Annotated in this window: 20 protein-coding genes; 13 read left to right on the forward strand and 7 right to left on the reverse strand. The window is 75.2% G+C overall.

The features are described 5' to 3' along the window. The first annotated feature begins 4 nt into the window (after positions 1-4). The gene (locus tag HZZ00_RS00610) at positions 5-4,876 is read left to right on the forward strand and encodes a DNA repair ATPase (protein WP_180330379.1); all 4,872 of its coding nucleotides are present in this window, start codon (positions 5-7) and stop codon (positions 4,874-4,876) included. Between the two features lie 36 nt (positions 4,877-4,912). On the opposite strand, the gene HZZ00_RS00615 is transcribed toward HZZ00_RS00610, so the two are convergent. Beyond that, positions 4,913-5,281: a hypothetical protein gene (locus tag HZZ00_RS00615; protein WP_180330380.1), complete on the reverse strand. Its 369-nt coding sequence runs from the start codon at positions 5,279-5,281 to the stop codon at positions 4,913-4,915. 23 nt (positions 5,282-5,304) lie between these two features. After that, a complete protein-coding gene (locus HZZ00_RS00620) occupies positions 5,305-6,015 on the reverse strand; it encodes a hypothetical protein (RefSeq protein WP_180330381.1) in 711 nt (236 codons plus the stop codon). A gap of 206 nt (positions 6,016-6,221) precedes the next feature. Here HZZ00_RS00620 and HZZ00_RS00625 point away from each other — a divergent pair, with 206 nt between their 5' ends. Both HZZ00_RS00625 and HZZ00_RS00630 read left to right on the forward strand, forming a co-directional pair. Continuing rightward, positions 6,222-7,208 carry an ATP-binding cassette domain-containing protein gene (locus HZZ00_RS00625; protein ID WP_180330382.1) on the forward strand — a complete coding sequence of 329 codons (987 nt, stop codon included), beginning with the start codon at positions 6,222-6,224 and terminating at the stop codon, positions 7,206-7,208. After that, positions 7,205-8,014 carry an ABC transporter permease gene (locus HZZ00_RS00630; RefSeq protein ID WP_180330383.1) on the forward strand — a complete coding sequence of 270 codons (810 nt, stop codon included), beginning with the start codon at positions 7,205-7,207 and terminating at the stop codon, positions 8,012-8,014. The genes HZZ00_RS00625 and HZZ00_RS00630 overlap by 4 nt, the downstream gene beginning before the upstream one ends. On the opposite strand, the gene HZZ00_RS00635 is transcribed toward HZZ00_RS00630, so the two are convergent. Continuing rightward, the gene (locus HZZ00_RS00635; RefSeq protein ID WP_180330384.1) at positions 7,992-11,117 is read right to left on the reverse strand and encodes a BTAD domain-containing putative transcriptional regulator; all 3,126 of its coding nucleotides are present in this window, start codon (positions 11,115-11,117) and stop codon (positions 7,992-7,994) included. The genes HZZ00_RS00630 and HZZ00_RS00635 overlap by 23 nt on opposite strands. 59 nt (positions 11,118-11,176) lie before the next feature. Continuing rightward, positions 11,177-12,361 carry a permease gene (locus HZZ00_RS00640; protein WP_180330385.1) on the reverse strand — a complete coding sequence of 395 codons (1,185 nt, stop codon included), beginning with the start codon at positions 12,359-12,361 and terminating at the stop codon, positions 11,177-11,179. 112 nt (positions 12,362-12,473) lie between these two features. Here HZZ00_RS00640 and HZZ00_RS00645 point away from each other — a divergent pair, with 112 nt between their 5' ends. After that, entirely contained in the window at positions 12,474-12,905 is a 432-nt protein-coding gene (locus HZZ00_RS00645; protein WP_070024296.1) for a GNAT family N-acetyltransferase, read from the forward strand. 21 nt (positions 12,906-12,926) lie between these two features. Here the strand turns inward: HZZ00_RS00645 and HZZ00_RS00650 are convergent, their stop codons facing one another. Next, positions 12,927-13,835: a phosphotransferase gene (locus HZZ00_RS00650; protein WP_180330386.1), complete on the reverse strand. Its 909-nt coding sequence runs from the start codon at positions 13,833-13,835 to the stop codon at positions 12,927-12,929. Positions 13,836-13,902: 67 nt separating this feature from the next. Then, positions 13,903-14,532 carry a phosphatase PAP2 family protein gene (locus HZZ00_RS00655; protein WP_180330387.1) on the reverse strand — a complete coding sequence of 210 codons (630 nt, stop codon included), beginning with the start codon at positions 14,530-14,532 and terminating at the stop codon, positions 13,903-13,905. A gap of 269 nt (positions 14,533-14,801) precedes the next feature. Between HZZ00_RS00655 and HZZ00_RS00660 the strand changes: the two genes are divergently transcribed. The 6 genes from HZZ00_RS00660 (at position 14,802) to HZZ00_RS00685 (ending at position 21,658) form a co-directional block, all read left to right on the forward strand. Then, positions 14,802-16,082: a hypothetical protein gene (locus HZZ00_RS00660; RefSeq protein WP_180330388.1), complete on the forward strand. Its 1,281-nt coding sequence runs from the start codon at positions 14,802-14,804 to the stop codon at positions 16,080-16,082. A 71-nt stretch (positions 16,083-16,153) separates the two neighbouring features. After that, complete coding sequence (locus HZZ00_RS00665) at positions 16,154-16,921, forward strand: GntR family transcriptional regulator (protein WP_180330389.1); 768 nt, start codon at positions 16,154-16,156, stop codon at positions 16,919-16,921. Beyond that, positions 16,918-18,174 carry an MFS transporter gene (locus HZZ00_RS00670; RefSeq protein ID WP_180330390.1) on the forward strand — a complete coding sequence of 419 codons (1,257 nt, stop codon included), beginning with the start codon at positions 16,918-16,920 and terminating at the stop codon, positions 18,172-18,174. Before HZZ00_RS00665 ends, HZZ00_RS00670 begins: the two co-directional genes overlap by 4 nt. A 192-nt stretch (positions 18,175-18,366) precedes the next feature. Further along, entirely contained in the window at positions 18,367-19,311 is a 945-nt protein-coding gene (locus HZZ00_RS00675; RefSeq protein ID WP_180330391.1) for an RNA polymerase sigma-70 factor, read from the forward strand. Between the two features lie 111 nt (positions 19,312-19,422). Then, entirely contained in the window at positions 19,423-20,622 is a 1,200-nt protein-coding gene (locus HZZ00_RS00680) for an NAD(P)/FAD-dependent oxidoreductase (protein WP_180330392.1), read from the forward strand. A gap of 286 nt (positions 20,623-20,908) precedes the next feature. Further along, positions 20,909-21,658: a hypothetical protein gene (locus HZZ00_RS00685; protein WP_180330393.1), complete on the forward strand. Its 750-nt coding sequence runs from the start codon at positions 20,909-20,911 to the stop codon at positions 21,656-21,658. Between the two features lie 3 nt (positions 21,659-21,661). Here HZZ00_RS00685 and HZZ00_RS00690 read toward each other — a convergent pair whose 3' ends face one another. Next, positions 21,662-22,066 (reverse strand): MerR family transcriptional regulator, encoded by a 405-nt coding sequence (locus HZZ00_RS00690; protein ID WP_180330394.1) that lies wholly within the window; start codon positions 22,064-22,066, stop codon positions 21,662-21,664. Positions 22,067-22,394: 328 nt separating this feature from the next. Between HZZ00_RS00690 and HZZ00_RS00695 the strand changes: the two genes are divergently transcribed. The 3 genes from HZZ00_RS00695 (at position 22,395) to mgtA (ending at position 26,034) form a co-directional block, all read left to right on the forward strand. Further along, positions 22,395-22,832: a PPOX class F420-dependent oxidoreductase gene (locus HZZ00_RS00695; RefSeq protein ID WP_180330395.1), complete on the forward strand. Its 438-nt coding sequence runs from the start codon at positions 22,395-22,397 to the stop codon at positions 22,830-22,832. Between the two features lie 183 nt (positions 22,833-23,015). Beyond that, positions 23,016-23,378, forward strand: a complete 363-nt coding sequence (locus HZZ00_RS00700; protein ID WP_180330396.1) for a metalloregulator ArsR/SmtB family transcription factor — start codon at positions 23,016-23,018, stop codon at positions 23,376-23,378. After that, complete coding sequence (gene mgtA, locus HZZ00_RS00705) at positions 23,371-26,034, forward strand: magnesium-translocating P-type ATPase (RefSeq protein WP_180330397.1); 2,664 nt, start codon at positions 23,371-23,373, stop codon at positions 26,032-26,034. Before HZZ00_RS00700 ends, mgtA begins: the two co-directional genes overlap by 8 nt. Positions 26,035-26,157 lie beyond the last annotated feature (123 nt).

Raw genomic sequence — 26,157 nt, forward strand, 5'->3', positions numbered from 1 at the left:
CCCCATGTCCACCGCCCCCGAGCCGGAGGCCTCCGTCGACGCCGGCACCTACGACGTCCTGCGCGACCGGCTGGCCGGGCACGCGGCCGAGCTGGCGCGGCGGGCCGAGGCACTGAACGCCCGTCGCGCCGAGGAGTTCGGCTCGACCCGGCTGGAGCTCGCCGCCACCGCCCGCCTGAACACCCCGCACGCCTGCGTGCGGCAGGACGTCGTGGCGGTCGGCGACGCGCTCCTGTTCGGCAGCACCGGCCGCGGCGGCGAGAACGCGGCCGTCGCCGACGTGCTCGCCCTGTACGACCGCGACGGCGGACGGCTGGCGCAGGACGCCGTCCCCGGACTCCTCGACGACCCCGCGTTCGTGCGGGAGTTCACCGCCCTGCACCGCTACTACCGCGACGCCCGGCTGCTCCGCCTGCGCCGCACCGACGCGCGCCTGCTCGCGGTGTTCCGCACCGGCGAGAAGGCCGAGGACGTCCGCGTCCTGCGCTGGCGGCTGACCGAGGACGGCCGCGCGCGGTTCCTGGACGCGCGCGGCGACCGCGACGACGCCGTGCCGCCCGCCCAGGACGTGACCTGGACCGGGACCGGCCGCGCCGACCACGTGCTGGGGCGCGAGCCCTATGTGGCGGTGCCCGGGGGGCTCGGCGTCTCGGCCGTCGGCGGCACGCTCACCGTGCGCACCCGGGACGGCGAGGAGCTGTACGCCGAGCCGGTGGCGGAGCCGTTGCAGTCCCTCGCCGACGCCGCCGTGGCGCACGCGACGACCGGTCCCCTGGTGCTGCTGCGGGTGCGGCCGTACAAGGAGGACACCGACCGCTACCTGGTGTTCAACACCCTGACCCGGACCGTGGTCCGCCTCGACGGCCTCGGCCGGGCCTGCCGGTTGCTGCCCGAGGAGCAGGGCGTCGTCTTCCCGGGCGGGTACTGCCTGGCGAGCGGCCGGCACAAGACGTACGAACTCGACGTGCGCGGGCTGGAGTTCGAGCAGGAGGTGCGCGCACCCAACGGGGAGGACGTGCTGTACGCCTTCCGGGACCGGTCCGGGGGCGGCACGCTGCTGCTGTCGTACAACACCCTGCGCAAGGAGATGGCGACCCCGCTGCCGTGCCAGGGCTGGGCGCTGTTCGAGGACGGCGCGCTGGCCGTGCTGCGCGCCGGGGTCGGCGAGCCCGCGCACACCCACCCCCTCCAGTGGTGGACCTCCCCGTACGTCTCCGACACGCACGCCGCCGCCCTGCGCACCGGCACCGGCGCGCTCGCCCGGGTCGGCAACGCGGACCTGGTACGCGGCCTGGCCGACTGTCTCTCGGTGGCCCGGCTGGTCGCCGACGGCATCACGACCGGCGAGGGCTACCGGGCGCTGACCGCCGCCTGTGTCCGCGCGGCGGACACCCACCACTGGCTCGCCGAGCCCGAACTCGGCTCCGTCGGCGAGCCGTTGACGGCGGTCCGGGAGACCGCCGAGCAGGTGCTGGCCGAGTACGAGACCGTACGGGAGCTGACCCGGCAGGCCGCCGAGGCGCTGGAGGAGGCCGCGGAACGGATCGCGGCGGTGGTGCGCCGGCTGCGCGGCGAGGCACCCCGCGAGGCCGCCGCCTGGGTGCGCGGACTGACCGAACTGCGGCACGCCCACGGTCATCTGCTCACCCTGCGCGAGCTGCGCCACGTGGACGCCGAGCGGGTGGCGGAGCTGGCCGCCGAGACCGAGGACGACCTGGCCGCCTTCGGCAGGCGGGCGGTGGCGTTCCTGGCCCGTGAGGACGCCTTCACCGGCCAGCGCGCCGAGGTGGAGCGGCTGGTGGCGCAGGCGGCAGCGATCGAGACGGTGGCCGGCGCCGAACCGGTCGCCGCCCGCCTGGACGAACTGGCCGACGGGCTGCGCACGGTCACCGAGGTCGTCACCGGCCTCCACATCGCCGACGCCACCGTGCGCACCGCCGTACTGGAACGGATCGCCGACGTCCTCGGCGGCGTCAACCGGGCGCGCGCCACGCTGGACGCCCGCCGCCGGTCCCTGCGGGACCAGGAGGGCCGCGCCGAGTTCGGCGCCGAGACCGCGCTGCTCGCCCAGGCCGTCACCGCCGCGCTCGCCGCCTCCGGCACCCCCGAGGCCTGTGACGACCAACTGGCCGCCGTGCTCGCCCGGCTGGAGGACCTGGACGGCCGGTTCGCCGAGTTCGACGACTTCCTCGGCGAACTCGCCGACAAGCGCGCCGAGATCTACGAGGCGTTCGCCGCCCGCAAGCAGTCCCTCGCCGACGCCCGTGCCCGCCGCGCCGAGCAACTGGCCGTGTCGGCCGGGCGGATGCTGGAGACGGTGGCCCGGCGCGCGGCCACCCTCGCCGACGCCGACGCGGTCACCGCCTACTTCGCCTCCGACCCGCTGGTCGCCAAGGTCGCCCGGACCGCCGGTGAACTGCGCGAACTCGGCGACAGCGTGCGCGCGGAGGAACTCGACGGCCGCCTCAAGGCCGCCCGCCAGGAGGCCGCGCGCGCCCTGCGGGACCGTACCGACCTGTACGCCGACGACGGCCGCACCCTGCTGCTCGGCGGCCACCGCTTCGCCGTCAACACCCAGCCGCTGGACCTCGCCCTCGTCCCCCACGGCGACGGCCTGGCCCTCGCCGTCACCGGCACCGACTACCGGGCCCCGGTCACCGACCCCGACTTCGCGGCGACCCGCGCCCACTGGGACCGGCACCTGCCCTCCGAGTCCCCCGCGGTCTACCGCGCCGAGCACCTGGCCGCCCGGCTGCTCGCCGAGCACGGCGCGGCCGCCCTCGCCGCCACCGACGACCTGCCCGGACTGGTCCGCCGGGCGGCGCAGGAGGCGTACGACGAGGGCTACGAGCGCGGCGTCCACGACCACGACGCCACGGCCGTGCTGACCGCGCTCCTGCCCCTCCACGACGCCGCCGGCACCCTGCGCCACGAGCCCGCCGTCCGGGCCGCCGCGCAGCTCTTCTGGACCCACGGCACGACGGCGCAGGCCAGGACCGCCTGGACCCGCCGCGCCGTGTCCCTCGCCCGCGCCCGGGACGCCTTCGGGCCGTCGGCGGCACCGGGCGAGCTGGTGGCGGAGCTGGCCGCCGCCATCGGGGAGTGGGACCGGGAGACGGACGGCGCCGGCCCCGACCGGTCGCACGCCGCCGCCGCGTACCTCTTCGACGAGCTGACCGGCGGCCCCGAGGGCTTCGTGCTCGGCGCCGCCGCCCGCGCCCTCCTGGAGAAGTTCCGGCAGGCGACGGCCGGCTCGGAGTACGGCCGGGACCTGGCGGGGCTGCCCGAATGGCGGGACCGGCGGCAGGTGGCGCAGGCCTGGCTCACCGCGTACGCCGGCGCGAGCGGCGCCGACGCCGGGCCCGGCGAGCTGGCCGAGGCCGTCGCCGCCGAACTCTGCCCCGACCTGCCCCGCTACGACGGCGACGCCCCGCTCACCGCCACCGTCGAGGGCCTGCTCGGCGCCCACCCCCGGGTGGCCGGCGGACGGATGGAGCTGCGGCTGGACGAGTTCCTCGCCCGCACCGCCCGGCACCTGGCGCACGACGTGCCCGGCTTCCGCGCCTACCAGCGCCGCCGCACCGCCCTGCTGACCGCCGAGCGCGAGCGGCTGCGTCTGGCCGACCACCGTCCCCGCGTGAGCCCCGCGTTCGTGCGCAACCGGCTCGTGGACGAGGTGTACCTGCCGCTGATCGGCGACAGCCTGGCCCGCCAGCTCGGCACCACGGGCGCCGGCAAGCGCACCGACACCGGCGGACTGCTCCTGCTGGTCTCCCCGCCCGGCTACGGCAAGACGACGCTCATGGAGTACGTCGCCGACCGGCTCGGGCTGATGCTGGTCAAGATCAGCGGCCCGGCGCTCGGCCACACCGTCACCTCGCTGGACCCGGCCGACGCCCCGAACGCCACCGCCCGCCGCGAGATCGAGAAGATCAACTTCGCGCTGGCGGCCGGCAACAACACCCTGCTCTACCTGGACGACATCCAGCACACCTCGCCCGAACTCCTCCAGCAGTTCATCCCGCTGTGCGACGCCACCCGGCGCGTGGACGGCGTCCGGGACGGCGAGCCGCGCACCTACGACCTGCGCGGCAAGCGGTTCGCGGTGTGCATGGCGGGCAACCCGTACACCGAGTCGGGCGAGCGCTTCCGCATTCCCGACATGCTCGCCAACCGGGCCGACGTGTGGAACCTCGGCGACGTCCTCACCGGCAAGGAGGACGTATTCGCGCTGAGCTTCGTGGAGAACGCCCTCACCGCCAACCCGGTGCTGTCCCCGCTTGCCGGACGCGACCGGGCGGACCTGGACCTGCTGGTCCGGCTGGCCGCGGGGGACCCGACGGCCCGCGCGGACCGCCTCGCCCAGCCCCTGCCCCCGGCGGAACTCGACCGGGTCCTCGCGGTGCTGGCCCATCTGCTGGCGGTGCGCGACACCGTCCTCACGGTCAACGCGGCCTACATCGCCTCCGCCGCCCAGTCCGCCGACGCGCGCACCGAGCCGCCGTTCCGCCTCCAGGGCTCCTACCGCGACATGAACAAGATCGCCCAGCGGCTGCGCCCGGTCATGAACGCCGCCGAACGCGAGGCCGTGGTCCAGGACCACTACACCGCCGAGGCGCAGACCCTCACCACGGGCGCCGAGGCCAACCTCCTCAAGCTCGGCGAGCTGCGCGGCACGCTGGACGCGGGCCGGGCGGCCCGCTGGGCCGAGATCAAGGCCGCCCATGTCCGCACCCGCACCCTCGGCGGCCCGGAGGAGGACCCCCTGACCCGCGCGGTCGCCGCCCTCACCCTGCTGGCGGACCGGGTGGCGGCCGTGGAGTCCGCCATCGACCGGGCCGTGGCCGAACGTCCCGGCACGGGCCCGGCCAGGTGACGCCGGGCCGCGCCGTCCTCCACGGCGCGGCCCCGTTCAGGGGCGGGCGTTCGGGTCGTCGCCCAGCGGGCAGCGCCAGGACAGGACGCCGTTCGCCGCACGAGGGGCCGCCGGATGGGGGTGGCCGGGCACCGGGCAGGGGGGCACGGGGCGCCCGCCGGTGGACTCGATGACGCTGTCCTGGAGCTGTTCCGCCAGGAGGGTCAGCGCCGGCCGGTCAGGCAAGGCGTCGTCCAGGTCCACCGTGACGGAGGAGCCGTCCGGGTAGGCGAGGGTGACGTGCACCCCGCCGCCGGTGCCGGGGGCCGTGCCCTCCGCGACCCGGAGTTCGGCCCCTTCCGGCGCCCCCAGTTCGCGCAGCACGGACTCCGCCCAGCTCCGTACCGTCCCCACGTCGAGCGCCATGAGCCACTCCCCGTCCGCCGCTCCTACTTCTTCGCCGTCACGTCCGCCGCCCAAACCAGGGAGCCGGTGCCCGGCCGGCCGCCGATGCGGACACGGAAGGTCATGTAGTCCTGGAACTGGACGTGGTCGCCGTGCTTGACCGGCTTCAGCGTGCCGTGGAAGTGGTAGCTCTTGCCGACGACATGGCCCGCGTTCTTCGGCATCCGCTTGCCGTTGCGCCACCACGAGACACCGGACTCGTTGACGTTGCTCGTGATGACGGACTGCACCCGGGCGGAGATCTTGAAGCCCCAGTTGATGTTCGAGTAGGGGCAGTTGAACCGGGCCGCCAGGGTGCCGTTGGCGTCGCTCCAGCTCGGGTTCCTGTCGCAGCGCAGCACCGCGGAACGGCGTTCGGCGGCGGCGCGCTGCGCCACCGTTCCCGTCACCGCGTGCAGGCCGCCCTTGCCGAGCCCGAGTTGCGCGCCGACGCGGTCCAGGTCCGCTCGGGAGAGTTTCGCGCCGCCGTCCAGGGCGAAGCGCAACGTCGTGGTCCCGCCCCCGGTCGTCGTGGTCGCCGCGTAGGTCTGCGCCGCGGAGGCGGTGACGGCCCCCGTGCCCGCCCGGGCGCCGGCGCCGGGCGACCCCGGGGCCGCCTGGGCCGCCGGAGCGGCCAGCATCACGGCGGCGACCGCGGTCACGACGGCCAGCCTCCCCGGTACTCCCCTGCCGCCACGTCCCTTGCCGTCCACCATGCCGTTCCCCCTTTTCGTCGGCGTGGGTTCTCCACTTGTCCGTGTGGGACCTCCACGCCGTGATGCTCTCCCGCGGCATCCCGGACGAAGCGCGAACAAGCGGACATTCACCTGACAGAGCGACGGCGCACCCGGTTTCAGGGCACCCCCCGCGCTGAAACCCGCCTGAAGCCGCGCTGAATCCCCCGGGGCGCACGCTCTGGGACATGACGAACGCGGAACTCGCCATCGCGGCCCACGGGTTGCGGAAGGCGTACGGGGACAAGACGGTGCTCGACGGGATCGACGTCGAGGTGCCGGCGGGGTCGGTCTTCTCGCTGCTCGGGCCCAACGGGGCGGGGAAGACCACGGTGGTCAACATCCTGACCACGCTCATCTCGGCCGATGCCGGGCGGGCCCGGGTCGGCGGGTTCGACCTGGCCGCCGAGGCGCAGAAGGTGCGGGGGGCCATCGGGGTCACCGGGCAGTTCTCCGCCGTGGACGGGCTGATCACCGGCGAGGAGAACATGCTCCTCATGGCCGACCTGCACCACCTGTCCAAGACGGAGGGCCGGCGGGTCACCGCGGCACTGCTGGAGCGGTTCGACCTGCTGGAGGCCGCGAAGAAGCCCGCCTCCACCTACTCGGGCGGGATGAAGCGGCGGCTCGACATCGCGATGACCCTCGTCGGGGAGCCGCGGATCATCTTCCTGGACGAGCCCACGACCGGTCTCGACCCCCGGTCCCGGCACACCATGTGGGGGATCATCCGCGAGCTGGTCGCGGGCGGCACGACCGTCTTCCTCACCACCCAGTACCTCGACGAGGCCGACCAGCTCGCCGACCGGATCGCGGTGCTCAACGGCGGCCGGATCGTCGCCGAGGGCAGCGCCGAGGAACTGAAGCGGCTGGTGCCCGGCGGACACGTGCGGCTGCGGTTCGCCGACCCGGCCGGCTACGAGCAGGCGGCGGGCGCGCTGCGCGAGGCCACCCGCGACGACAGCGCGCTCACCCTCCAGATCCCCAGCGACGGCACCCAGCGCGAGCTGCGCGCCATCCTCGACTGGCTCGACACCGCCGGCATCGAGGCCGACGAACTCTCCGTGCACACCCCGGACCTGGACGACGTGTTCTTCGCGCTCACCGGCTCCGCCGACGTCCCCGCCCAGACCAACGGTTCCACCGAAGCCACCGAGAAGGAGACCGCCCGATGAGCGCCGCAGCACCGTCCCCCCGGGCCCACGCCCTGCGCGACAACCTCACCATGCTGCGGCGCAGCCTCCTGCACGCCCGCCGCTACCCCTCGTTGACCCTGAACGTGCTGCTCACCCCGGTGATGCTCCTGCTGCTGTTCGTCTACGTCTTCGGCAACGTGATGAGCGCCGGCATGGGCGGCGGCCACGCGGACCGCTCCCAGTACGTCGCCTACATCGTGCCCGGCATCCTGCTGATGACCGTCGGCATGATCTCCCTCGGCACCGCGGTGTCCGTGGCCACCGACATGACCGAGGGCATCATGGCCCGGTTCCGCACCATGGCGATCTCCCGCGCCTCCGTGCTGGTCGGCCACGTCATCGGCAGCGTGATCCAGACGATGCTGGCCCTGGTGCTGATCCTCGCCATCGGGCTCGCCATCGGCTTCCGTCCGAACGCCACGCCGGTCGAGTGGCTGGCGGCGGCCGGGCTGATGGCCCTGGTCAGCCTCGCGCTGACGTGGATCGCGGTCGGTATCGGCCTGGTGAGCCCGAACCCCGAGGGCGCCAGCAACCTCGGCATGCCGCTGACCATGCTGCCGCTGCTGTCCAGCGCCTTCGTGCCGGTCGACGCCATGCCCACCGGGTTCCGCTGGTTCGCCGAGTACCAGCCCTTCTCGCCCGCCATCGAGACCCTGCGCGGGCTGCTGCTCGGCAGCGGGATCGGCACCGAGAACGCGGTCCTGGCGGTGGGCTGGTGCCTGGCGCTGACCGTGCTCGGCTACGTGTGGTGCAGGGCGCGCTTCAACCGCGAGCCGCGGCGGTGAGCTCGCGCAGGGCCTCGGCCCGCAACTCCTCCGGCCCCAGGGCGGCGTACGCCGATCTCGTCTCGGCGTACGCCGCCCCGGCGGCGTTCTCGGCCGCCTGCCGGCAGCGCGCCGAGGACAGCGTGGGGTAGTCCCGCAGTACCGGCATCCGCTCCGCGAGCGCCATCAGCCGCACGGCCGCCGTCTCGCCGCGGGCCAGTCCGGCGAAGCCGAGCGCCACCAACACCGTGCCGTACACCGGCAGTTCCACCAGTTCACCGGCTTCGGACGAACCGGACAGCATGGCGAGCAGCTTCTCGCGCAGCCGCTCGGCCAGCCCGGCCACCGGCTCCAGCCGGCCGTGCTGCGCGTGCGCCGCGAGCGCGGCCGCCTGCATCTGGAGCGACCAGGAGTCCGCGAAGGGATCGCCGGCCTCCAGGGCCCCCTCCCGCATCCGTGCCGTCGCCTGGCGCCACAGGCCGAGCCCGACCTCGCTCAGCCCCCGGGCCAGTGCCACCTCCGCCCGCGCCGACAGCAGTTCCGGGGACGCGGTCCCCGGCTGCTGGTCCCCGGCCGCGAGGCCCAGCCAGTACTCCGCCTCCTCGATCTCCCCGCGCTGGAGGCAGGCGGAGACCAGCCCGTAGCGGACGCCGATCAGGTCCGTCCAGTCGCCGTACTCGCCGAGCGCCTCCGCGGCCCGCAGATGGTCGTACGCCTCCGCGCCGCGCTCCAGCTTCAGGCACAGCTCGCTGATCCGGCCGTGACCGAGCAGCAGCGTGGACGGGTTGGCGCGGGGGCCCAGCGCGGCCAGCATCCGGCGGGCGCAGTCCAGGGCGCGCTCCGTCTGCTGCTCGGCCTCCCACACATAGCTGGCCACACCCGAGGCGATGCCCGCCAGCATGGGCTCGGGGGCCTCGCACAGCCGCTCCAGCCGCTCGTACCCGGGCGGGCGCGTCTCCGGGACGGCGGCCAGGACGACCGCGAGGGCCCGCAGCGCGGTGTCCGGCGGGGCGGGCGGCAGCCGGCGCAGGGTGACCAGATGGCGTCCGGCGCGCGGTCCGTAGCCCATGAACAGGCAGGTCGTGCAGACCACCGCCGCGCTCCGGGCCGTCTCCACGTCCTCCGGGTGCTCCGGCCGGAAGTGGGACAGCGGGCCGGCGGTCTCGGCGACGAGGGCGGTGAGCCGGGTGTAGCTGTTGCCGGCGGACCACAGGGCGGCCAGTACGGCGGTGAGGGCGGCGGTGGCCGGGCCGTCGGCGCGGGCCAGGGCGTGTCGCAGCGCCAGGACGAGGTTGTCCTGTTCGGCGCGGGCGAGGTGGAAGGAGGACGGCGCGTCCCCGCCGAACAGCACGTCGTGGTGGGCCCGGCCGAAGTCCCGTGCCCAGGCGAGGAACCGGTCGGTCACCGCCTCCTCCTCGCCCGCCTCCGCCCGCCGGGCCGCGCTGAACTCGCGCAGTGTCTCCAGCATGTGGAAGCGCACCCCGAAGGGGCCCTCGCCCACCTTGATCAGGGACTGGGCGGCGAGCTGCTCCAGCAGGCCGAGCGCGTCGCCGTCCTCGCCGAGCACGTACTGGGCGGACTCCTCGGTGAAGCCGCCCGGGAACACCGACAGCGCGCGCAGCGCCGCCCGGCCGTCCGGCTCCAGCAGGTTCCAGCTCCACTCGACCACGGCGCGCAGCGTGCGGTGCCGCTCGGGGACGTCCCGGGCGCCGCCGCGCAGCAGCGCGAAGCGGTCCCGCAGCCGGTGCGAGATGTCGGCGACGGACAGCACCCGCACCCGGGCCGCGGCGAGTTCCACGGCGAGCGGCAGCCCGTCCAGGTGCCGGCAGATCTCGGCCACGCGGTCGGCGGGCAGCTCCACACCGGGCCGGGCGGCCCGCGCCCGCTGCTCGAACAGCTCGATGGAGGTGGCCAGGGAGAGTTCGGGCACCGCGTAGACGGCCTCCGAGGTGAGCCCGAGCGGGGCCCGGCTGGTGGCCAGCACCCGCAGTTCCCGGGAGCGCGAGACCAGTGCCTGGGCGAGCGCGGCCGCCCCGGCGAGCACGTGCTCGCAGTTGTCCAGCACCAGCAGGGCGGGGCCGGGGCCGAGCGCGGCGGCGACGGCGCGCACGACGTCGCCGTCGCCCGGGCCGGGGGGCTGGCGCGCCTCGCCGGCACCCACGGCCGAGGCCACCTCCGCGGCCACGTCCTCGTCGGCGATGACACCGGCCAGCGGCACGAAGTGCACCACCGGATGGTCGACGGCCCGGCTCACCGCGTGCGACAGGCGGGTCTTGCCGAGCCCGCCGGGGCCGAGCAGGGTGACCACCCGGGCCTCCCGCAACAGGGCGGTGACGGCGGTGACGTCGGCCTCCCGGCCCAGCAGCGGGTTGGGCTCGTGCGGCACGCCGTGCCGGGTGGGGGCGGTGTCGGGGCGCAGCAACTCGGTGTGCAGGGCGCGCAGTTCGGCGCCCGGGTCGGCGCCCAGTTCCTCGCGCAGCCCGCGCCGGTACTCCTCGTACCGCAGCAGCGCGGCGGGTCGTCCCGCCGTGGCGGCCTCGCAGCGCAGCAGCTGCGCCAACAACTCTTCGTCGCGCGGGTGTTCGCGGTGCAGTTCGGTGAGGAGCGGAAGGGCCTCGGCCGGGCGGCCGAGGCGGGCGAGGGCGAGCGCCCGGTGCCGTATCAGCGCCCGGTACGGCCGCACGCGGGCAGCCCGCAGCGCCGTCACCGGATCGTCCGCGTCGTCGTCGCCCACGCTCCCGTCCCACAGCGCGAGACCGGCCTCGCTGCGCGCCAGGGCGCCCGCGTGGTCCCCGGCCCGGGCGCACGCGGCGCTCGCCGCCTCGTGCGCGAGCAGCGCGGAGCTGTCCACCTGGGTCTCGTCCAGCGCCAGCCGGTAGCCGGTCGGCGTGCTCACCACCACGTCGGCGCCGAGCTGGGTGCGCAGCCGGGACACCAGCACCTGCACCGCCTTGCCCGGCCGCTCCGGCTGCTCGTCCGGCCACAGTCCCGCCACCAGCCGGCCGGTGCCGCACCCGGCGCGCAACTCCTCGGCCAGCAACGCCAGTAGCCCGCGCAGCCGGGGCGCGGTGATCTCACGCCCGCGGTAGGCGACGCGGGACAGCAGGGCCAGCTCGGTGGTCACGGGGGCACACCCTAGCCCCAGGGCGCCTGGTTCGGGGCGCCTGGTTCGGGGCGCCTGGTTCAGGGGTGGTGATGGCCGTGCTGCTCGTGCTCGTGCTCGTGCTCCTCGGTCTCCTGCGGGGAGCCGCCCATCATGCGCAGCATCGCCGGGCCGCCGGTGCGCAGGAAGCGGACGACGAGGCAGGCGGCGAGCAGGAGGAAGGCGATGTTGAGCCAGGTCGTGTAGTTCCAGCCGATGCCCTCCTCGGGGAGCCGGGCCACGGCCTGGTCGGGGACGAGGCCGAGGCCGCCGAAGACGAACTCCACGACGTAGCCGGCCACCGCTATGGCGGCGAAGAAGGCGGCGAGCAGGAAGCCGGCCATGCGGGCGCCGTAGTACTTCCGGTAGATGTTGAGGATCGGCAGGATCAGCAGGTCGGCGTAGATGAAGGCGATGACGCCGCCGAAGCTGATGCCTCCCTTCCAGAGCACCACCGCGAGCGGCACGTTGCCGATGGAGCAGACGAACGTGGCGATGGCGACGACCGGACCGATCAGCGGTCCGACCAGCTTGGCGGCGAGGGGGTGGCCGGCCAGGAAGAAGGTGTGCCAGAAGTCGCCCGGCACCCAGGCGGCGATGGCCCCGGCGATCAGCAGGCCCACGACCAGGTCGCGCAGGATCGCGGCCCACTCCATGACGAAGATGTGCGACACGGAGGTGAGCCCGTCCCGGGACAGCAGCCGGCGCAGGAAACCGCCCTCGCCCCCGACGGACATGTCCATCGCCGCGTGCCCCTCCATCGACCCGGCGAGCCCGCGCTCGGCCTGCCGGCGCGCCTCGCGCAGCAGCCGCTCCCGCAGGAACACGCGGAACAGCACCGCGAGTACGACGATCATGACCGGGCCGCCGACGAACTCGGCGGCGGTGAACTGCCAGCCCATCAACAGGGCGAGGATCACGCCGAGTTCGATGACCAGGTTGGTGGAGGCGATCTCGAAGGCCATCGCCGCGGTGAAGTCGGCGCCCTTGCGGAACAGGGAGCGGGCGAGGGCGACGGCGGCGTAGGAGCAGGAGGACGAGGCCGCGCCGAGCCCCGCGGACAGGGCGAGGGTGCGCGGCCGGTCGTCGCCGAGCAGCCGTACGACCGTCGAGCGGCGCACCACCGCCTGGACGACGGCGGAGAGGGTGAAGCCGAGGATCAGCGCCCAGGTGATCTCCCAGGTCATCGAACCGGTGATGGACAACGCGTGCCCGATCGCGTGCATGCGGCGCGCTCCCTTCACGGTGGTGCGGTTCCGCCACTCGGCGGAGAGTACCCCCTCGGGGTATTCGAAAACGCCGGGAAGGCCCCAGTCCGGTGATCGGTATCCTCCCGCCATGGATATCCGTGTAGAGGTCGTCCGGGAGGCCGGCCAGGAACTCGTCGACGCCTTCGGCAGGCTGCTTCCGCAGCTGTCCCGGACCGCCGAACCCCTGGACCGCGCCGCGCTCGACCGGATGGTGGCCTGCGACGCCAACACGGTGCTGGTCGCCCGGACGCCCGACGCGATCGTGGGCGCCCTGGTCCTGGTGCTGCTGCCGCTGCCGTCCGGGCTGCGGGCCCGGGTGGAGGACGTGGTGGTCGACGGCGCGGCGCGCGGCCGGGGCGTCGCGGGGCTGCTGCTCGAAGAGGCCGTGCGGCTCGCCCGGAAGGCGGGGGCGCGCACAGTCGACCTCACCTCCCGCCCCGACCGCACCGCCGCGAACCGCCTCTACGACCGCATCGGCTTCCGCCCCCGCGAGTCCACGGTCTACCGCCTGGCGGAGTGACACCGCCCGGCGGCACTCGGCTCAGCGGGTGGCGGTCAGGCGGCGCAGGGCGGCACGGGCCGGCGGGCCCCAGGCCGGTTTGCGTCCGCGGTGGTCGGCCGCGGAGATCAGGAGGCAGCCGAGGGCGCGTGCCAGGGCCCAGCCGCGCGCCCGGCGCACGGTCGCGGGGTCGGGGGCCGGGCGGTACGCGGCGAGGCAGCGGTCGGCGGCGCCGTCCGGCAGGAGGGTCCAGGCGGCGGCCAGGTCGCAGGCCGGGTCGCCCGCGCACAGGTCCCCGAAGTCGATCACCCCGCAGAAGGTGCCGTCCGCCGTGAGCACGTTGGCCGCGTGCAGATCGCCGTGGAGCCAGACCGCCGGTCCCGGCCACGCGGGCGCGGCGACGGCGTCCGCCCAGAGCGCGCGGGCCGCGCGCGCCGTCCCGTCCGGCAGCAGGCCCAGCTCGGCGGCGTGGGCGAGGCCGCCACGGACCCGCGCGTCGTGGTCGGCCAGGCTGCCGCCCCGGTCGCGGCCGGCGGGCGCGTCGGCGGGGGCGGGTTCGTGCAGCGCGGTCAGGAAGGCGGCCAGGGCGTCGGCGGCCTGCTGGGCGCGGGTCGCGGGGGCCAGGTCGGCGGGGGTGCCCGGCAGCCAGGTGGTGAGGAGCCAGGGGCGCGGGAACCGGTCGGAGGGCTCGCCCAGGTGCCGGGGGACGGGCACCGGCAGGGGGAGGCGCGGGGCGAGGAGGGGCAGCCAGGCGTGCTCCTTGCGCAGCAGCGTGTCCGCGTCGGCGGTGGCCCACGGGAGCCGGACCGCGAGGTCGTCGCCGAGCCGCCACAGCTGGTTGTCCCAGCCGCGCGCGCCCAGTCGCAGGGGCCGCTGGGCCAGGTCCGGGTGGCGGGCGCGGAGGAGGTCGCGGATCAGGTCCGCGGTGATCTCGGTGCCGGAGTGGGCCATGCCGGACAACGGTAGTGGTCCGGCACGGCACGGGCCGTGCGTACGGCGCGCACGGCCCGGTCGGGCGTCAGGACGCCTGTGACGACAGCAGCGGGCGCAGCGCGCCGGCGCGCAGCCGGTCGACCAGTGGCGGCGCGAGACGGCGCAGCACCAGGACGGTGATCAGGGAGACCACGCTGCCGACCAGCGCGCCCACGGCCACGTCGTGCGGGTAGTGCGCGCCGACGTACACCCGGGAGGCGCCCATCGCGATCGCGGTGATCAGGGCGAGGGAGCCGAGCCCGCGGGCGATCAGCAGCAGCGCCACCGCGAAGGCGAAGGCGACGGTGGTGTGGTTGCTGGGGAAGGCGTAGTCGTCGGGCGCCGGGCACGCCTCCAGGAGGAAGTCGTGCGGGAGCGCCCGGCACGGCCGGGGTTCGTCGAAGACGTCCTTGATCCCGCTGTTGACCACGTAGGCGAGGACGACCGCGATCGGCGTCGCCAGCACGGCGGCCATCGCGGTGCTGCCCTGCCCCCGGGCCCGCCACCAGGCCACCAGCAGGTACACCACGAACAGGCCGATGCCGATGGAGCTGAACACCGTCGCCGGCTCGTTCAGCCAGTGCGTGTGCCGGGCGAAGTCGGTGACGTCGGTGTAGAGGCCGCCGTCTATCGCCGCGCCGTCGAGCGCCAGGGCGGTTGGGGAAGAGGTCGTCATCAAATGGGTCTCCGGGCCGTGCAGCATGTGCCGGGCGCTCCGCGAGAACGGGAGCGGACACAGATCGGACGTACGGATGAAGCTCGGACGTCTCCAAGGTAAACGTCTACAAGTATGTAGACGATACCAGGTCCCCGCATCCCGGCGTGCCTCCCCCTGACCCGAACGGCCCCGCCCTGCTCGCGCCCGCGCCCGGACGGCGTTGCGCTGGCAACCGGAGCGGCCTTCGGCGGCGGCCCGGAACGATCCGTACGGTGCGGAGGTGCGCGGTGACGAACGACGCGACCCCCGGCGGTCCCGGCCGCCAGGAGCCGGCCCGGCCCGCCTCCGCCACCCCGCGGCCGGGGCGCGGGGTCCGCCGCCTCGCCTCCGCCCTCGCCGGCCCGCTCCTCGTCCTCGGCTGTCTCCTCGTCCCGCTCGCCGTCGTCGCCACCTGGGCCGCCGACCTGGTGGGCGACACCGACCGCTACGTCGCCACCGTCGCCCCGCTCGCCTCCGACCCCGCCGTGCAGGAGGCCGCGGCCGACCGGGCCACCGACGCGCTCATGGCCCACATCCACCTGCCCGACCTGCTGGCCGGCGTGGCACCGAAGGACCGGCCCGCCCTGGAGAAGGCGCTGGGCACCGGGCTCGGCGGCGCGCTGCAGGGCGCCGTGCGGGACTTCGTGCACGACCGGGCCCGCAAGGCCGCCGCGTCCCCCGCCTTCGCCACCATCTGGACCGACGCCAACCGCGAGGTGCACGGCGTCCTGGACAAGACCCTCACCGGCACCGGCGCGGTCCGGCTGACCGACGACACCGTGACCCTCGACCTCGCGCCCCTGGTGGACGACGTGAAACGGCGCCTGGTCGGTGACGGCATGGCCTTCGCCGCCCATCTGCCCACCCCGCACGCCGAGTTCACCCTGCTCCAGTCCCACCAGGTCGGCACGGCGCGCACGTACGTCCGGCTGCTGCGCAGCGCCGGGAACTGGCTGCCCTTGCTCGCCGTCGTGCTCATCGCCGCCGGGGTGCTGCTGTCCCGGCGGCGGCGCCGGGCCCTGGCCGCGGGCTGTCTCGGCGCGGCCGTCGCCACCGCCCTGCTCGGCATCGGGCTGCGGGTCTTCCGCGGGTTCTACCTCGACCGGCTGCCCGCCGACGTCTCCCCGGCAGCGGCCGGCGCGGTCTACGACACCCTGACCCGGTTCCTGGCGACCGCCGTGCGCACGGTGATCGTGCTCGCCGTGGTGATCGCCCTGGGCGCCTGGCTCACCGGCACCGGACGGCGGGCCGGGCTCGTCCGGGGCCTGTGGACCTCCGGCATCGGCGCGGCCCGGTCCACCGCCGGCCGCGCGGGTCTGCGCACCGGCCCGGCCGGACCGTTCGTGCGCCGCCATCGCGCCTGGTTCACCTGGCCGCCGGTGGCCGCCGCCGTGGCGGCCTGCGTGCTGTGGCCCCGCCCCACGGGGTGGGTGGTGCTCGGCATCGCCCTGTGCCTGCTGTTCGTGCTGGCGGTGGTCGAGTTCCTGGCCGCGGGCGCCGCACAGGAGTGCCACGGAGCGCATTGCTGATCCAGCAGCTTCTCCCCGGTGCAGTAGCTTTCCGGAGCCCTTGGACTCCCCGACCGCACCGGAGACCCGCCATGCCCCGACAGGCGCCCTACCTCGCCGTGGCCGACGCGCTGCGCGCGCGGATCGTCGCGGGGGAGTGGGCGGTCGGCGGGCGGCTGCCGTCCCGGGCACGGCTCGCGGTGGCGTACGGCGTCGGGCGCAACGTCGTCCAGCGGGCCGTGGACCGGCTGATCGCCGAGGGGCTGCTCGAAGGGCGCGCGGGTTCGGGGACGTACGTCCGCACGCCCCGCGAGCGGCTGCCGATGATCCGTGCCCGCCGCCACGGCCGGGGCGGACATCCGGCCACCGCGCTGACGGAGCGGGGCCGCGCGGGCGCCTGGGACTTCCGCACCCTGGTGCGCGTCCCGGCCCCCGAGGCGATCGCCGCGCGGCTCGCCATCGCGCCCGGCGACCTCTGCGTCAGCACCCACTACGAGTTCCTCGCCGACGGCGTCCCCGTCCAACTCTCCCATTCCTGGGAGCCGTTGGCGCTGACCGGCGGCACCCCGGTGGTGCTGCCGGAGCGGGGGCCGCTGGCCGGCAAGGGGGTGGTCGAGCGGATGCGCGCCATCGGGGTGAGCGTCGAGACCGTGGCCGAACTGCCCCGCCCGGCCCGCGCCACCCGGGAGCAGTCCCATCTGCTCGGCATCGCCGTCGGCGACCTGGTGCTCCGCATCGAGCGGACCCTCTACGACGCCGGGGGCCGCCCGGTGGAGACCGCCGACATCGTCATCCCGGACGCGCGCCGGGAAGTGCTCTACGAGTTCGCCGTCGACCAAAGGCGGCAGCCGTCCTCATGACCCCTCCCCGCAGCCTGCTGCGCGACCGGGACTTCCGCCTCCTGTTCGCCGCCACCGCCCTCGGCCAGCTCGGCGACCGCGTCGTCTTCCTGGCCCTGCCGCTGGTCGCCATCACGGCCCTGGGCGCCGACGAGTTCCAGATCGGTCTGCTGACCGCGACGACCACCGCCGGCTCCCTCCTCGTCGGACTGCCGGCCGGCGCCTGGGTGGACCGGGTGCGCAAACGCCCGGTGCTGATCGGCACCGACCTCGCACGGGCCCTGGTCCTCCTGTCGGTCCCCGCGGCCTGGTGGGCCGGAGCGCTGACCGTGCCCTTCCTCTGCGCGGTCGCCCTGGCGCACGGTCTGCTCGGTGTCTTCTTCGACGTCTCCTACGCCAGCTTCCTGCCCCGTCTGGTCGGCCGCGACCGGCTGCTGGAGGGCAACTCCACGCTGTCCGCGGTCCGTTCGGTGACCAGCATCAGCGGGCCGGCGCTGGCGGGCCCGCTGGTCGGCGGCCTCGGAGCGGCCCCGACCCTGGTGGCGAGCAGCGCCGGGATGACCGCGTCGGCCCTGCTGGCGCTCGCCATCCGGGGCCGCGAGGACAAGCCGAGGCCGGCCGAACGCCCGCGTCTGCGCCGGGACGTCCTTGTGGGCCTGCGCTTCGTGCTCGCCCGTCCGGCCCTGCGCGCGACCGTCCTCGGCGACGCCCTCTTCAACCTCTTCCTGGCCATGTACCAGACCATGCTGCTGGACTTCCTGGAGCGGCGGCTGGGACTCGACGCGAGCGGTGTCGGACTGGTCCTGTCCGGCATGGGCTGCGGCGCCCTGCTGGGCGCGCTGACGGCCACCCGGCTCGCGCGCCGGCTCGGGCAGGGTCCGGTCATCTGGCTGGCGCCCCTGCTGACCTGCCCCCTCACCGTGCTGACGCCCCTGGCGCACCCGGGCGGCGCCGGCGTGTACGCGGCGGCGGCCGGACTGGCGGCGCTGTCCTTCGGCGGGGTCGTGCGCGTCGTCGCCCAGTCCAGCCTCCAGCAGGCGCTCACCCCGGACGGGCTGCTCGGCCGGATGAACGCGACCGCCCGGTTCGTCTCCTGGGGCGGACTCCCGCTCGGCGGACTGCTCGGCGGCGCCTCGGGCACGGTGTTCGGCGACCGGGCCACCCTGTGGCTCGCCGCGGCCGGTATGACCCTGAGCTTCCTGCCCGCGGCGCTGTCCCCGCTGCGGGGCATGCGCGCCGCGGACCGTGCGCACGGCGCGGACGCGCGCCCTTGACACGGTCGGCCGAACCGGCCTCACCCGCACGGAACGTGTACGGACGACCGACACCGACGCCCCCAGCGACCACTACCCGGCCGGTACGACGTTCCGGATCGGCTGAAGCCGCGCCGGGCGCGGTCCGGCGGACCCGGTGGCCCGCAACTCCGTCGTGGGCCACCGGGGTTGGCGAAGGCTAGGATCCCGGTCATGGCCCTGACGGCGAGCGAAGTGGACCGGTTCGAGGCGTCCAGGCACCGGCTGGAGGCCCTCGCCTATCGCCTGCTCGGCTCGGCGAGCGAGGCCGAGGACGTCGTGCAGGAGACGTTCCTGCGCTGGCAGGGCGCCGACACGGGGCGCATCGAGGTCCCCGAGGCCTGGCTGACCAAGGTGCTCACCAATCTGTGCCTCAACCAGCTGACGTCGGCCCGCGCCCGCCGCGAGACCTACGTCGGCGCGTGGCTGCCCGAGCCGCTGCTCGCCGGGGACCCGATGCTGGGCCCCGCCGACACCGCGGAGCAGCGCGAGTCGGTGTCGTACGCCGTGCTCACCCTGCTGGAGCGGCTCACCCCCAACGAGCGCGCGGTGTACGTGCTGCGCGAGGCCTTCGACTACCCGCACCGGGAGATCGCGGAGATCCTCGACCTCACCGAGTCCGCCAGCCAGCAGATCTTCCACCGCGCCAAGAAGCACGTCGCGGACGGCCGGGCCCGCGCCGAGATCGACGAGGCGGCCGCCCGGCGGATCGTGGACGAGTTCCTCGCCGCCGCCACCAGCGGCCGTACCGAACCGCTGGTGCGGCTGCTCACCGAGGACGTCTTCGCGATCGGTGACGGCGGCGGCAAGGTCCCGGCCCGCGCACGGGCCTTCGAGGGAGCCCGCGCGGTCGCGACGTTCATGCGGGGCCTGTTCAAGCCGGGCAAGGCCAAGCGCAACCTGGTCGGCGGCTCCCCCGACGTCCATGTGGAGGACGCCAACGGCATGCCCGCGATCGTGGTGGTGCTCGACGGCCGGGTCATCGGCGTCACCTGCCTGGAGATCACCGAGCAGGGCATCACCGCATTCCGCAGCCAGGTCAACCCGGACAAGCTGGTCCGCGCGACCCGGCGGTGGGCGGCCGGCGAGCACGGCGAACCCGTGCTCAGCCTCTTCTGATCCTCGTGTGACCGGCGTCACAGCGCACTCCTGTCAGGAAACGGCGGGCCGCCCGGTTCAAGGGGCGAACCGCGCACGACGCGGCGCACGCACGAGCGACAGGAGCAGGCAATGCAGCACCGCATCATCGTCCTCGGGGCCGGATACACCGGAGCCATCGCCGCCGGCCGCATCGCCCGCCGGCTGCGCCGCGAGGACGTCGCCATCACCCTCGTCAACGCCGAACCCGACTTCGTCGAGCGCGTCCGGCTGCACCAGCTGGCCGCCGGGCAGGACCTCAGGCCCCGCCCCCTGGACGCGATGTTCGCGGGCACCGGTGTGGCGCTGAAGGTCGCGAAGGTCACCGGGGTGGACGTCGACCGCAAGGCCGTGACCGTCGCCGACGCGCGGGGCACGCGGGAGGAACTGCCGTACGACAGCCTCGTCTACGCCCTCGGCAGCACCGGGCACGACCAGGGCGTCCCCGGAGTCGCCGAGCACGCCCACGACATCGCCGGCCGGCCCGGGGCGCTGCGGCTGCGCGAACGGCTGGCCCGCCTCGACGCCGGGGCGCCCGTGGTCGTGGTCGGCGCCGGGCTCACCGGGCTGGAGGCCGCGACCGAACTCGCCGAGGCCCGCCCCGACCTGGCCGTCGCCCTCGTCGCGCGCGGCGCCCTCGGGGACTGGCTCTCGCCCAAGGGCCGCCGCCATGTGCGCGAGGTCTGCGACCGGCTCGGCATCACCGTGCACGAACACACCACCGTCACCGCCGTCACGCCCGACCGCGTCACCACCGCCGACGGCACCGGCATCGCCTCCCTGGCCACCGTCTGGACCACCGGGTTCGCCGTCCATCCGATCGCGCGGGCCACCACCCTGGAGACCGGCGACAACGGGCAGATCGTGGTCGACTCCTCCATGCGCTCGGTCTCGCACCCGGACGTGTACGCCGTCGGGGACGCGGCCCTCGCCATGGGCCCCGGCGACAAGCCGCTGCGGATGTCGTGCGCCTCGGGCGTGCCCGGCGCCTGGCAGGCAGCCGACGCCCTCGTGGCCCGGCTGACCGGGACGAAGGTGCCCACCACCGCGGTGCGCTACTACCAGCAGTGCGTCTCCCTCGGCCGGAAGGACGGCCTGATCCAGTTCGTCACCGCCGACGACCGCGCCGTCGACCGGGCCCTGACCGGACGCCTGGCCGCCCGCTACAAGGAGGCGATCTGCAAGGGCGCCACCTGGGGCGTCGCCCACCCGCTGCTGCTGCCGGCCCGCGTCCGCCCGGTCGCGCCGGCGGCGCGGCGGACGGCGGACCCGAAGGTGGACACGGCCGCCTGAGCGGCCGCCGGACCGCGTCCGTCCACGGAACGGCGGTGGACGACGACGGGGGAGGGCGGGGTGGCGGTGAGGGCGGCGCAGGGAATTCGGGGACGTCCTCGTGCGCGCGGCGGTGTCCGGCAATTCTCACGACACGTGAGGGTCGGGCCGTGTTCACCCGGTCTTCGGTCGGCTTCACACCGGGCGCGTTCTCGCACTACGTTGGGGGCGAACGACCGGGTGCCGCCATGGGTCGTGCCGTGTCGGCGGCCGCGTTCGCTCCGTCCCGAGCGCGCAAGGAGCCCGCATGCCGCACTCGACCTCGCCCCCCGACGCCGTGCCCGCCCGTGAGACACCGGGGGTTCCGCGCCTGCTGACCGCCGCCGTGCGGCTCGCCGGCGCCCTGCCCGCGACGCGCTCCACCCTCGGCGTCGTCCGCGGCCGGCACCAGTCCGACCGTCAGCGGGCCGGTGCCCTGCGCGCCCGGCTTGCCGAACGGGGAGTGGCAACAACGGAGTTGAGCCCGCTGCCGGAACCCGGCGAGCGCGGCGGCTCATACGGCCTGCCGGTGCGGGCGGTGGGGCTGCTGCTGCACACGCCGGGCGTGCGCCCGGAGCAGGCGATGCGGGCCGCCGCGTTATGGCGGCTGCCGCTGCTGACCGAACGCCCCGAGGGCGCGGCGGGCGGCGAGCCGGGCGGGCTCGGCGGCCGGCGGAGCGCCGTCATCGGCATCCACCTCGCCGACCGGGGCTATGAACTCGCCCTGCACCGCGTGGGGTTGGTGTCCCTGCGCCCGGACCCCGGGCCCGCCCGCCTGATCCTCGACAACGAGAAGATCACCGTGCCGGGCGGCCGTCCCCTGTGCGTCACGGTCACCGGATCGGGGCTGCTGGAGGTGCGCGGCGACTCCTTCGGCACCCGCCGGGTACGGCGGCTGCGCTTCGAACGGGCCTCAGGCGCACACCGGTTGGACCTGGACGGCACCCCCGTGCGCGAGGTGCGCGCCCCGCTGCGGATGGCGGCCGAGCCGGGCCGGCTGCACCTGCTGTACCCCTGAGTCTCAGCCCTTCGCGCCGAGGCGGCGGCGCAGGGTGGCGGCGAAGTCCTCGGCCATCTCCAGCCGGGCCCGCAGGGTTTCGCAGCGGGCGTCGGCCACCTTGCGGTACGCGTCCAGCCGCTCCCGCAGCCGCTCCAGCTCCGCGCCGGCGGGCGGCTCGTCGGCCGCGCCCAGCCGGTCGGTGATCTCCAGCAGGTCCCGCATCTCCTCCAGGGAGAAGCCCAGCGGCTTCATCCGGCGGATCGCCATCAGCCGGTCGACGTCGGACTCCGTGTACAGCCGGAAGCCGCCCTTGCTGCGGGCGGAGGGGACGACCAGCCCCACCTCCTCGTAGTGGCGCAGGGTGCGCGGCGACAAGCCGGTCCGCTCGGCCACCTCACCGATCCGCATCCGCGGCTGCTCCGTCATCGCCCCTGATCCCCTTCCCGGTGTCCACGCTCCGGTCGCGTCCCATACTCTCCCCTTACGTCAGGGCAGAGTCGTGGGGTTCGGGGGAGGCGCGCGCCCGAACGGAAACGGCCGCATGTCCTCACCCCTGCCCGCGGCGCCCCGACTGCGCACGACTGGCGGGGCAGCCGGCACAGGGCCACTGAGCCCGCTCGGGCGTGTGGCGGAACCGTGTAGAAAACCCGCACGGTTCCTGGTCGTCGGTGCCCTTTGGGTGCTCGGCGCCCCGGCGGTCGGCGGGCGCGTGAAAGAGTGGGCCGACCGTTGACGATCAAGGAAAGGCGCGGGCATGGCGGCGCGGTTGACCGAGCAGGTGCGGGGGCGGCTGGAGGCGCCGAACTTCTGGTTCGTGGCCACGGTGACACCGGACGGAGCGCCGCACGTGACGCCGATGTGGGTGGGGCTGGAGGACGGGCTGATCGTCTTCAACACCTCGGTGGGCCGGATCAAGGAGGAGAACCTCCGTCACGACCCGCGCGTCCACCTCTCCCACATCGACGCCGACAGCCCCTACGACCGGGTGCAGATCTCCGGCCGCGTGGTGCGCCTCGTGACGGGCGAGGAGGCCGAGCGCGGCATGGACCGGCTGGCCCGCAAGTACCTGGGCCTGGACGGCTACCCCTGGCTGATCGAGGGCGAGCAGCGGGTGCACGTCCTGGTCGAGCCGGAGCGCGTGCGCCACATCGTCGGCGTCGAGCCGTTCCGGCCGGGGATCATCCCCGCCTGACGCGCCTGACGCGCCTGACGCGCCTGACGCGCCTGACGCGCCTGACGCGCCTGACGCGCCTGACGCGCCTGACCCGCCGGGCCTCGGCGCACCGCACGGGACCGCCCGGCCGCCGGCCCCGGCACCTACACTGTCCGGGCGCAGTGTGTCGGCTTCGGGGGCGGGACGGGAGGGCGGCGGGTCGTGGGGGAGAACGGCGGTGGGTTCGAGGATCCGCCGGCCGAGGTGCTGGCGGCCGCCGCCGGTGCCTTCGGGTTGCTCGCCTCGTCCGTCCGGCTCCATCTGATGTGGGCGCTGTCGCAGGGGGAGAGCGATGTCACGCACCTCGCCGACCGGGTGGGCGGCGCCCTGCCCGCCGTCAGCCAGCACCTGGCGAAGCTGAAGCTCGCCGGGCTGGTGCGCTCGCGCCGGGAGGGCCGGCGGCAGGTCTACTACATCGACGACCCGGACGTCGTGACGCTGGTGCGAGTGATGATCGGGCAGCTGACGGCACGGTCCCACCAGGGCGCCGCGCCGATCCGGCTTCTGCACGGGACCAGTGGCTGAGACCACCGCGGCCTTCGACCGGGACGCCGGGCCGCCCGCCGCGGTGGCCGTGCCGGCAGCGGATGCCGCCCCCGGCGAGCCGGGCGCGGCCGCGCCGACCCTGCTGGAGGTCCTGCGGCGGCTGGACACCGGCCCGCGCGGGCTGACGGAGGCCGAGGCCGAGGCGCGCCTGGCCCGGTTCGGCGCGAACACCCTGCCGGCCCGCCGCGCGGCCGGCCGGTCCCGGCTCTTCGTGCGCAGCCTGCGCGACCCCTTCACGGCGGTGCTGCTCTGCCTCGGCCTGGTCTCCGCCGCCGTCCTCGCCTGGGGCACCGCCTCGGTGATCCTCTTCCTCGTCGTGGTCAGCTGCGCGCTGCGCACGGCCGGCGAGTACCGGGCCGACCGGTCCACGGCCGCGCTGCGTGAACTGGTCGCCACCACGGCGACCGTGCTGCGGCGCGCCGACGAGGAGGCGGCGCCCACCGCCCGCGAGATCCCCGTGGAGGACCTCGTGGCCGGCGACGTGATCCGCCTCGGGCCGGGCGACCTCGTCCCCGCGGACGTACGGCTGCTGCGCGCCGGCGGACTGACCGTGCACCAGTCCGCGCTCACCGGCGAGACCGCACCCGTCGCCAAGCACGCCGATGCGGTGGCGCCGGGCAGCGGGCCGTTCGACCAGCCGCAGTGGTGCTTCCAGGGCAGCGGCATCGCCTCCGGCAGCGCCACCGCCGTGGTCACCGCGACCGGCGCGCGCACCCGGTTCGGCGCCGCGCACGGCCGGGCGCCGGGCCGCCCGGAGCCGAGCGCCTTCGACCGGTCCGTGCACGGCGTCTCCTGGATCCTGATCCGGTTCATGCTGCTGACGCCCCCGCTGGTGCTGATGGCCAACGCGGCGCTGCGCGACCGGGGCCTGGAGACACTGCCGTTCGCGGTCGCGGTGGCGGTCGGGCTCACCCCGGAGATGCTGCCGGTCCTCGTCACCACCTGCCTGGCCCGCGGCGCCGCGCTCCTGGCCCGCACCCGGGGCGTGATCGTCAGACGGCTTCCCGCCTTGTACGACATCGGCGCCGCCGACGTGCTGTGCCTGGACAAGACCGGCACGCTCACCCAGGACCGGCCCGTGGCCGACCGCGGCCTCGGCCCGGACGGCGAGGACGACCCCGAGGTCCTGCGCTGGGCCGCCCTCAACTCCTGGTGGACCCTGCAACTCGCCGACCTGCCCGAGCCCGACGCCCTGGACGAGGCGCTCCTCGACGCGGTCGACGAGGACGACCTCCTCGCCCACGACGGCGTCGCCGCGCTCCCCTTCACCCCGGCCCGCCGCCTCGCCACCGCGGTCCTCCGCACGCCCGGCCGGCTCGGCACGCACACACTGGTCGTCAAGGGGGACGCCGAGGCCGTCCTCACGCGCTGCGCCCTCGACGAGGAGGAACGCGGCCGCCTGCGCGACCTCGCCGCCCGGCAGGCCGAGGACGGGGCGCGCGTCCTGGCCGTGGCCACCGCCGAACGCCCGGCCCGCGCCCGCGGCTACACGGAGGCCGACGAACGCGGCCTCGCCTTCCGCGGTCTGGTCACCCTGCGGGACGCGCTCGCGCCCACCGCCGCCGAGGCGCTGAAGGTCCTCACCGGTCAGGGCGTCACGGTCAAGGTGCTCACCGGGGACCACCCCGGCACGGCGGTCCGCGCCTGCCGCGACCTCGGCGTCCCGGTGTCCGCCGACGCCGTCCTGACCGCCGGTGCCATCGACGCCCGCACGGACGCCGAGCTGACCCAACTCGTCGCTCACGCCACGGTGTTCGCCCGCTGCACCCCCGAGCACAAGGCCCGCGTGGTCCACGCGCTGCACCGCGCCGGGCACACCGTCGGCTTCCTCGGCGACGGCGTCAACGACCTGCCCGCGCTGCGCGCCGCCGACGTCGGCATCGCCCCGCAGGGCTGTGCCGACGCGGTCCGCGAGCGCGCCGACGTGGTGCTCGCCGAGAAGGACCTCACCGCGATCGCCCACGCCATCGACGCGGGCCGGCACGCGGGCGGCAACATCGCCACCTATCTGCGGATCACACTCTCCTCCAACCTCGGCAATGTGATCGCGATGCTCTGCGCCGGCCTGCTGCTGCCCTTCCTGCCGATGCTCCCCGCCCAGGTCCTCGCCCAGAACCTGTGCTTCGACGCCGCCCAGCTCACCTTCGCCCACGACCGTCCGCACCGCCTGGCACGGCGCCGGCCCAGCACGCTGCACCCCCGCGAACTGCTGCGCTTCATCACGGGGTTCGGGGTGCTCAACGCCGTGGCCGACGTCGCCACCTTCGCCGTGCTCGCCCTCGCCCTGCACGGCCTCGGCCGGGGGGTGGCCGAACCGGTCTTCCACGCGGGCTGGTTCACCGAGAACCTGCTCACCCAGGCCCTGGTGATGGTGCTGCTGCGGACCGGCCGCCGGGCCGCGCGGGACCGCGGGCCCGGACCCGTCGGCCGGGCCGCGCTCGCCCTGGCCGTCATCGGCCTGGCACTGCCGCCCTCCCCGCTCGGCCCGCTGATCGGCCTCGCCCCCCTGCCCGTCGTCTACTACCCGCTGCTCGGCGTCGTCCTCGCCCTGTACACCGCGGCCCTGCTGGTCGCCAGAGCGCGCCACGAGCCACCGGGCGCCCCGGACGGCGGCAGCGCCTCACGCCCGTCTTAGGGTCTTTCGTTTGGATCAGGCCGGATCAGGGAGCGGGGTCTGGTGCGTGCAGATGCAAGGCGGAGGAGGGAGTCAACGCGGAGCGTTGGCGACCGACGACAACGCCGCAGATGTGCGTGCCAG

The sequence above is a fragment of the Streptomyces sp. NEAU-sy36 genome (assembly GCF_013423905.1).
Classification (GTDB): domain Bacteria; phylum Actinomycetota; class Actinomycetes; order Streptomycetales; family Streptomycetaceae; genus Streptomyces; species Streptomyces misionensis.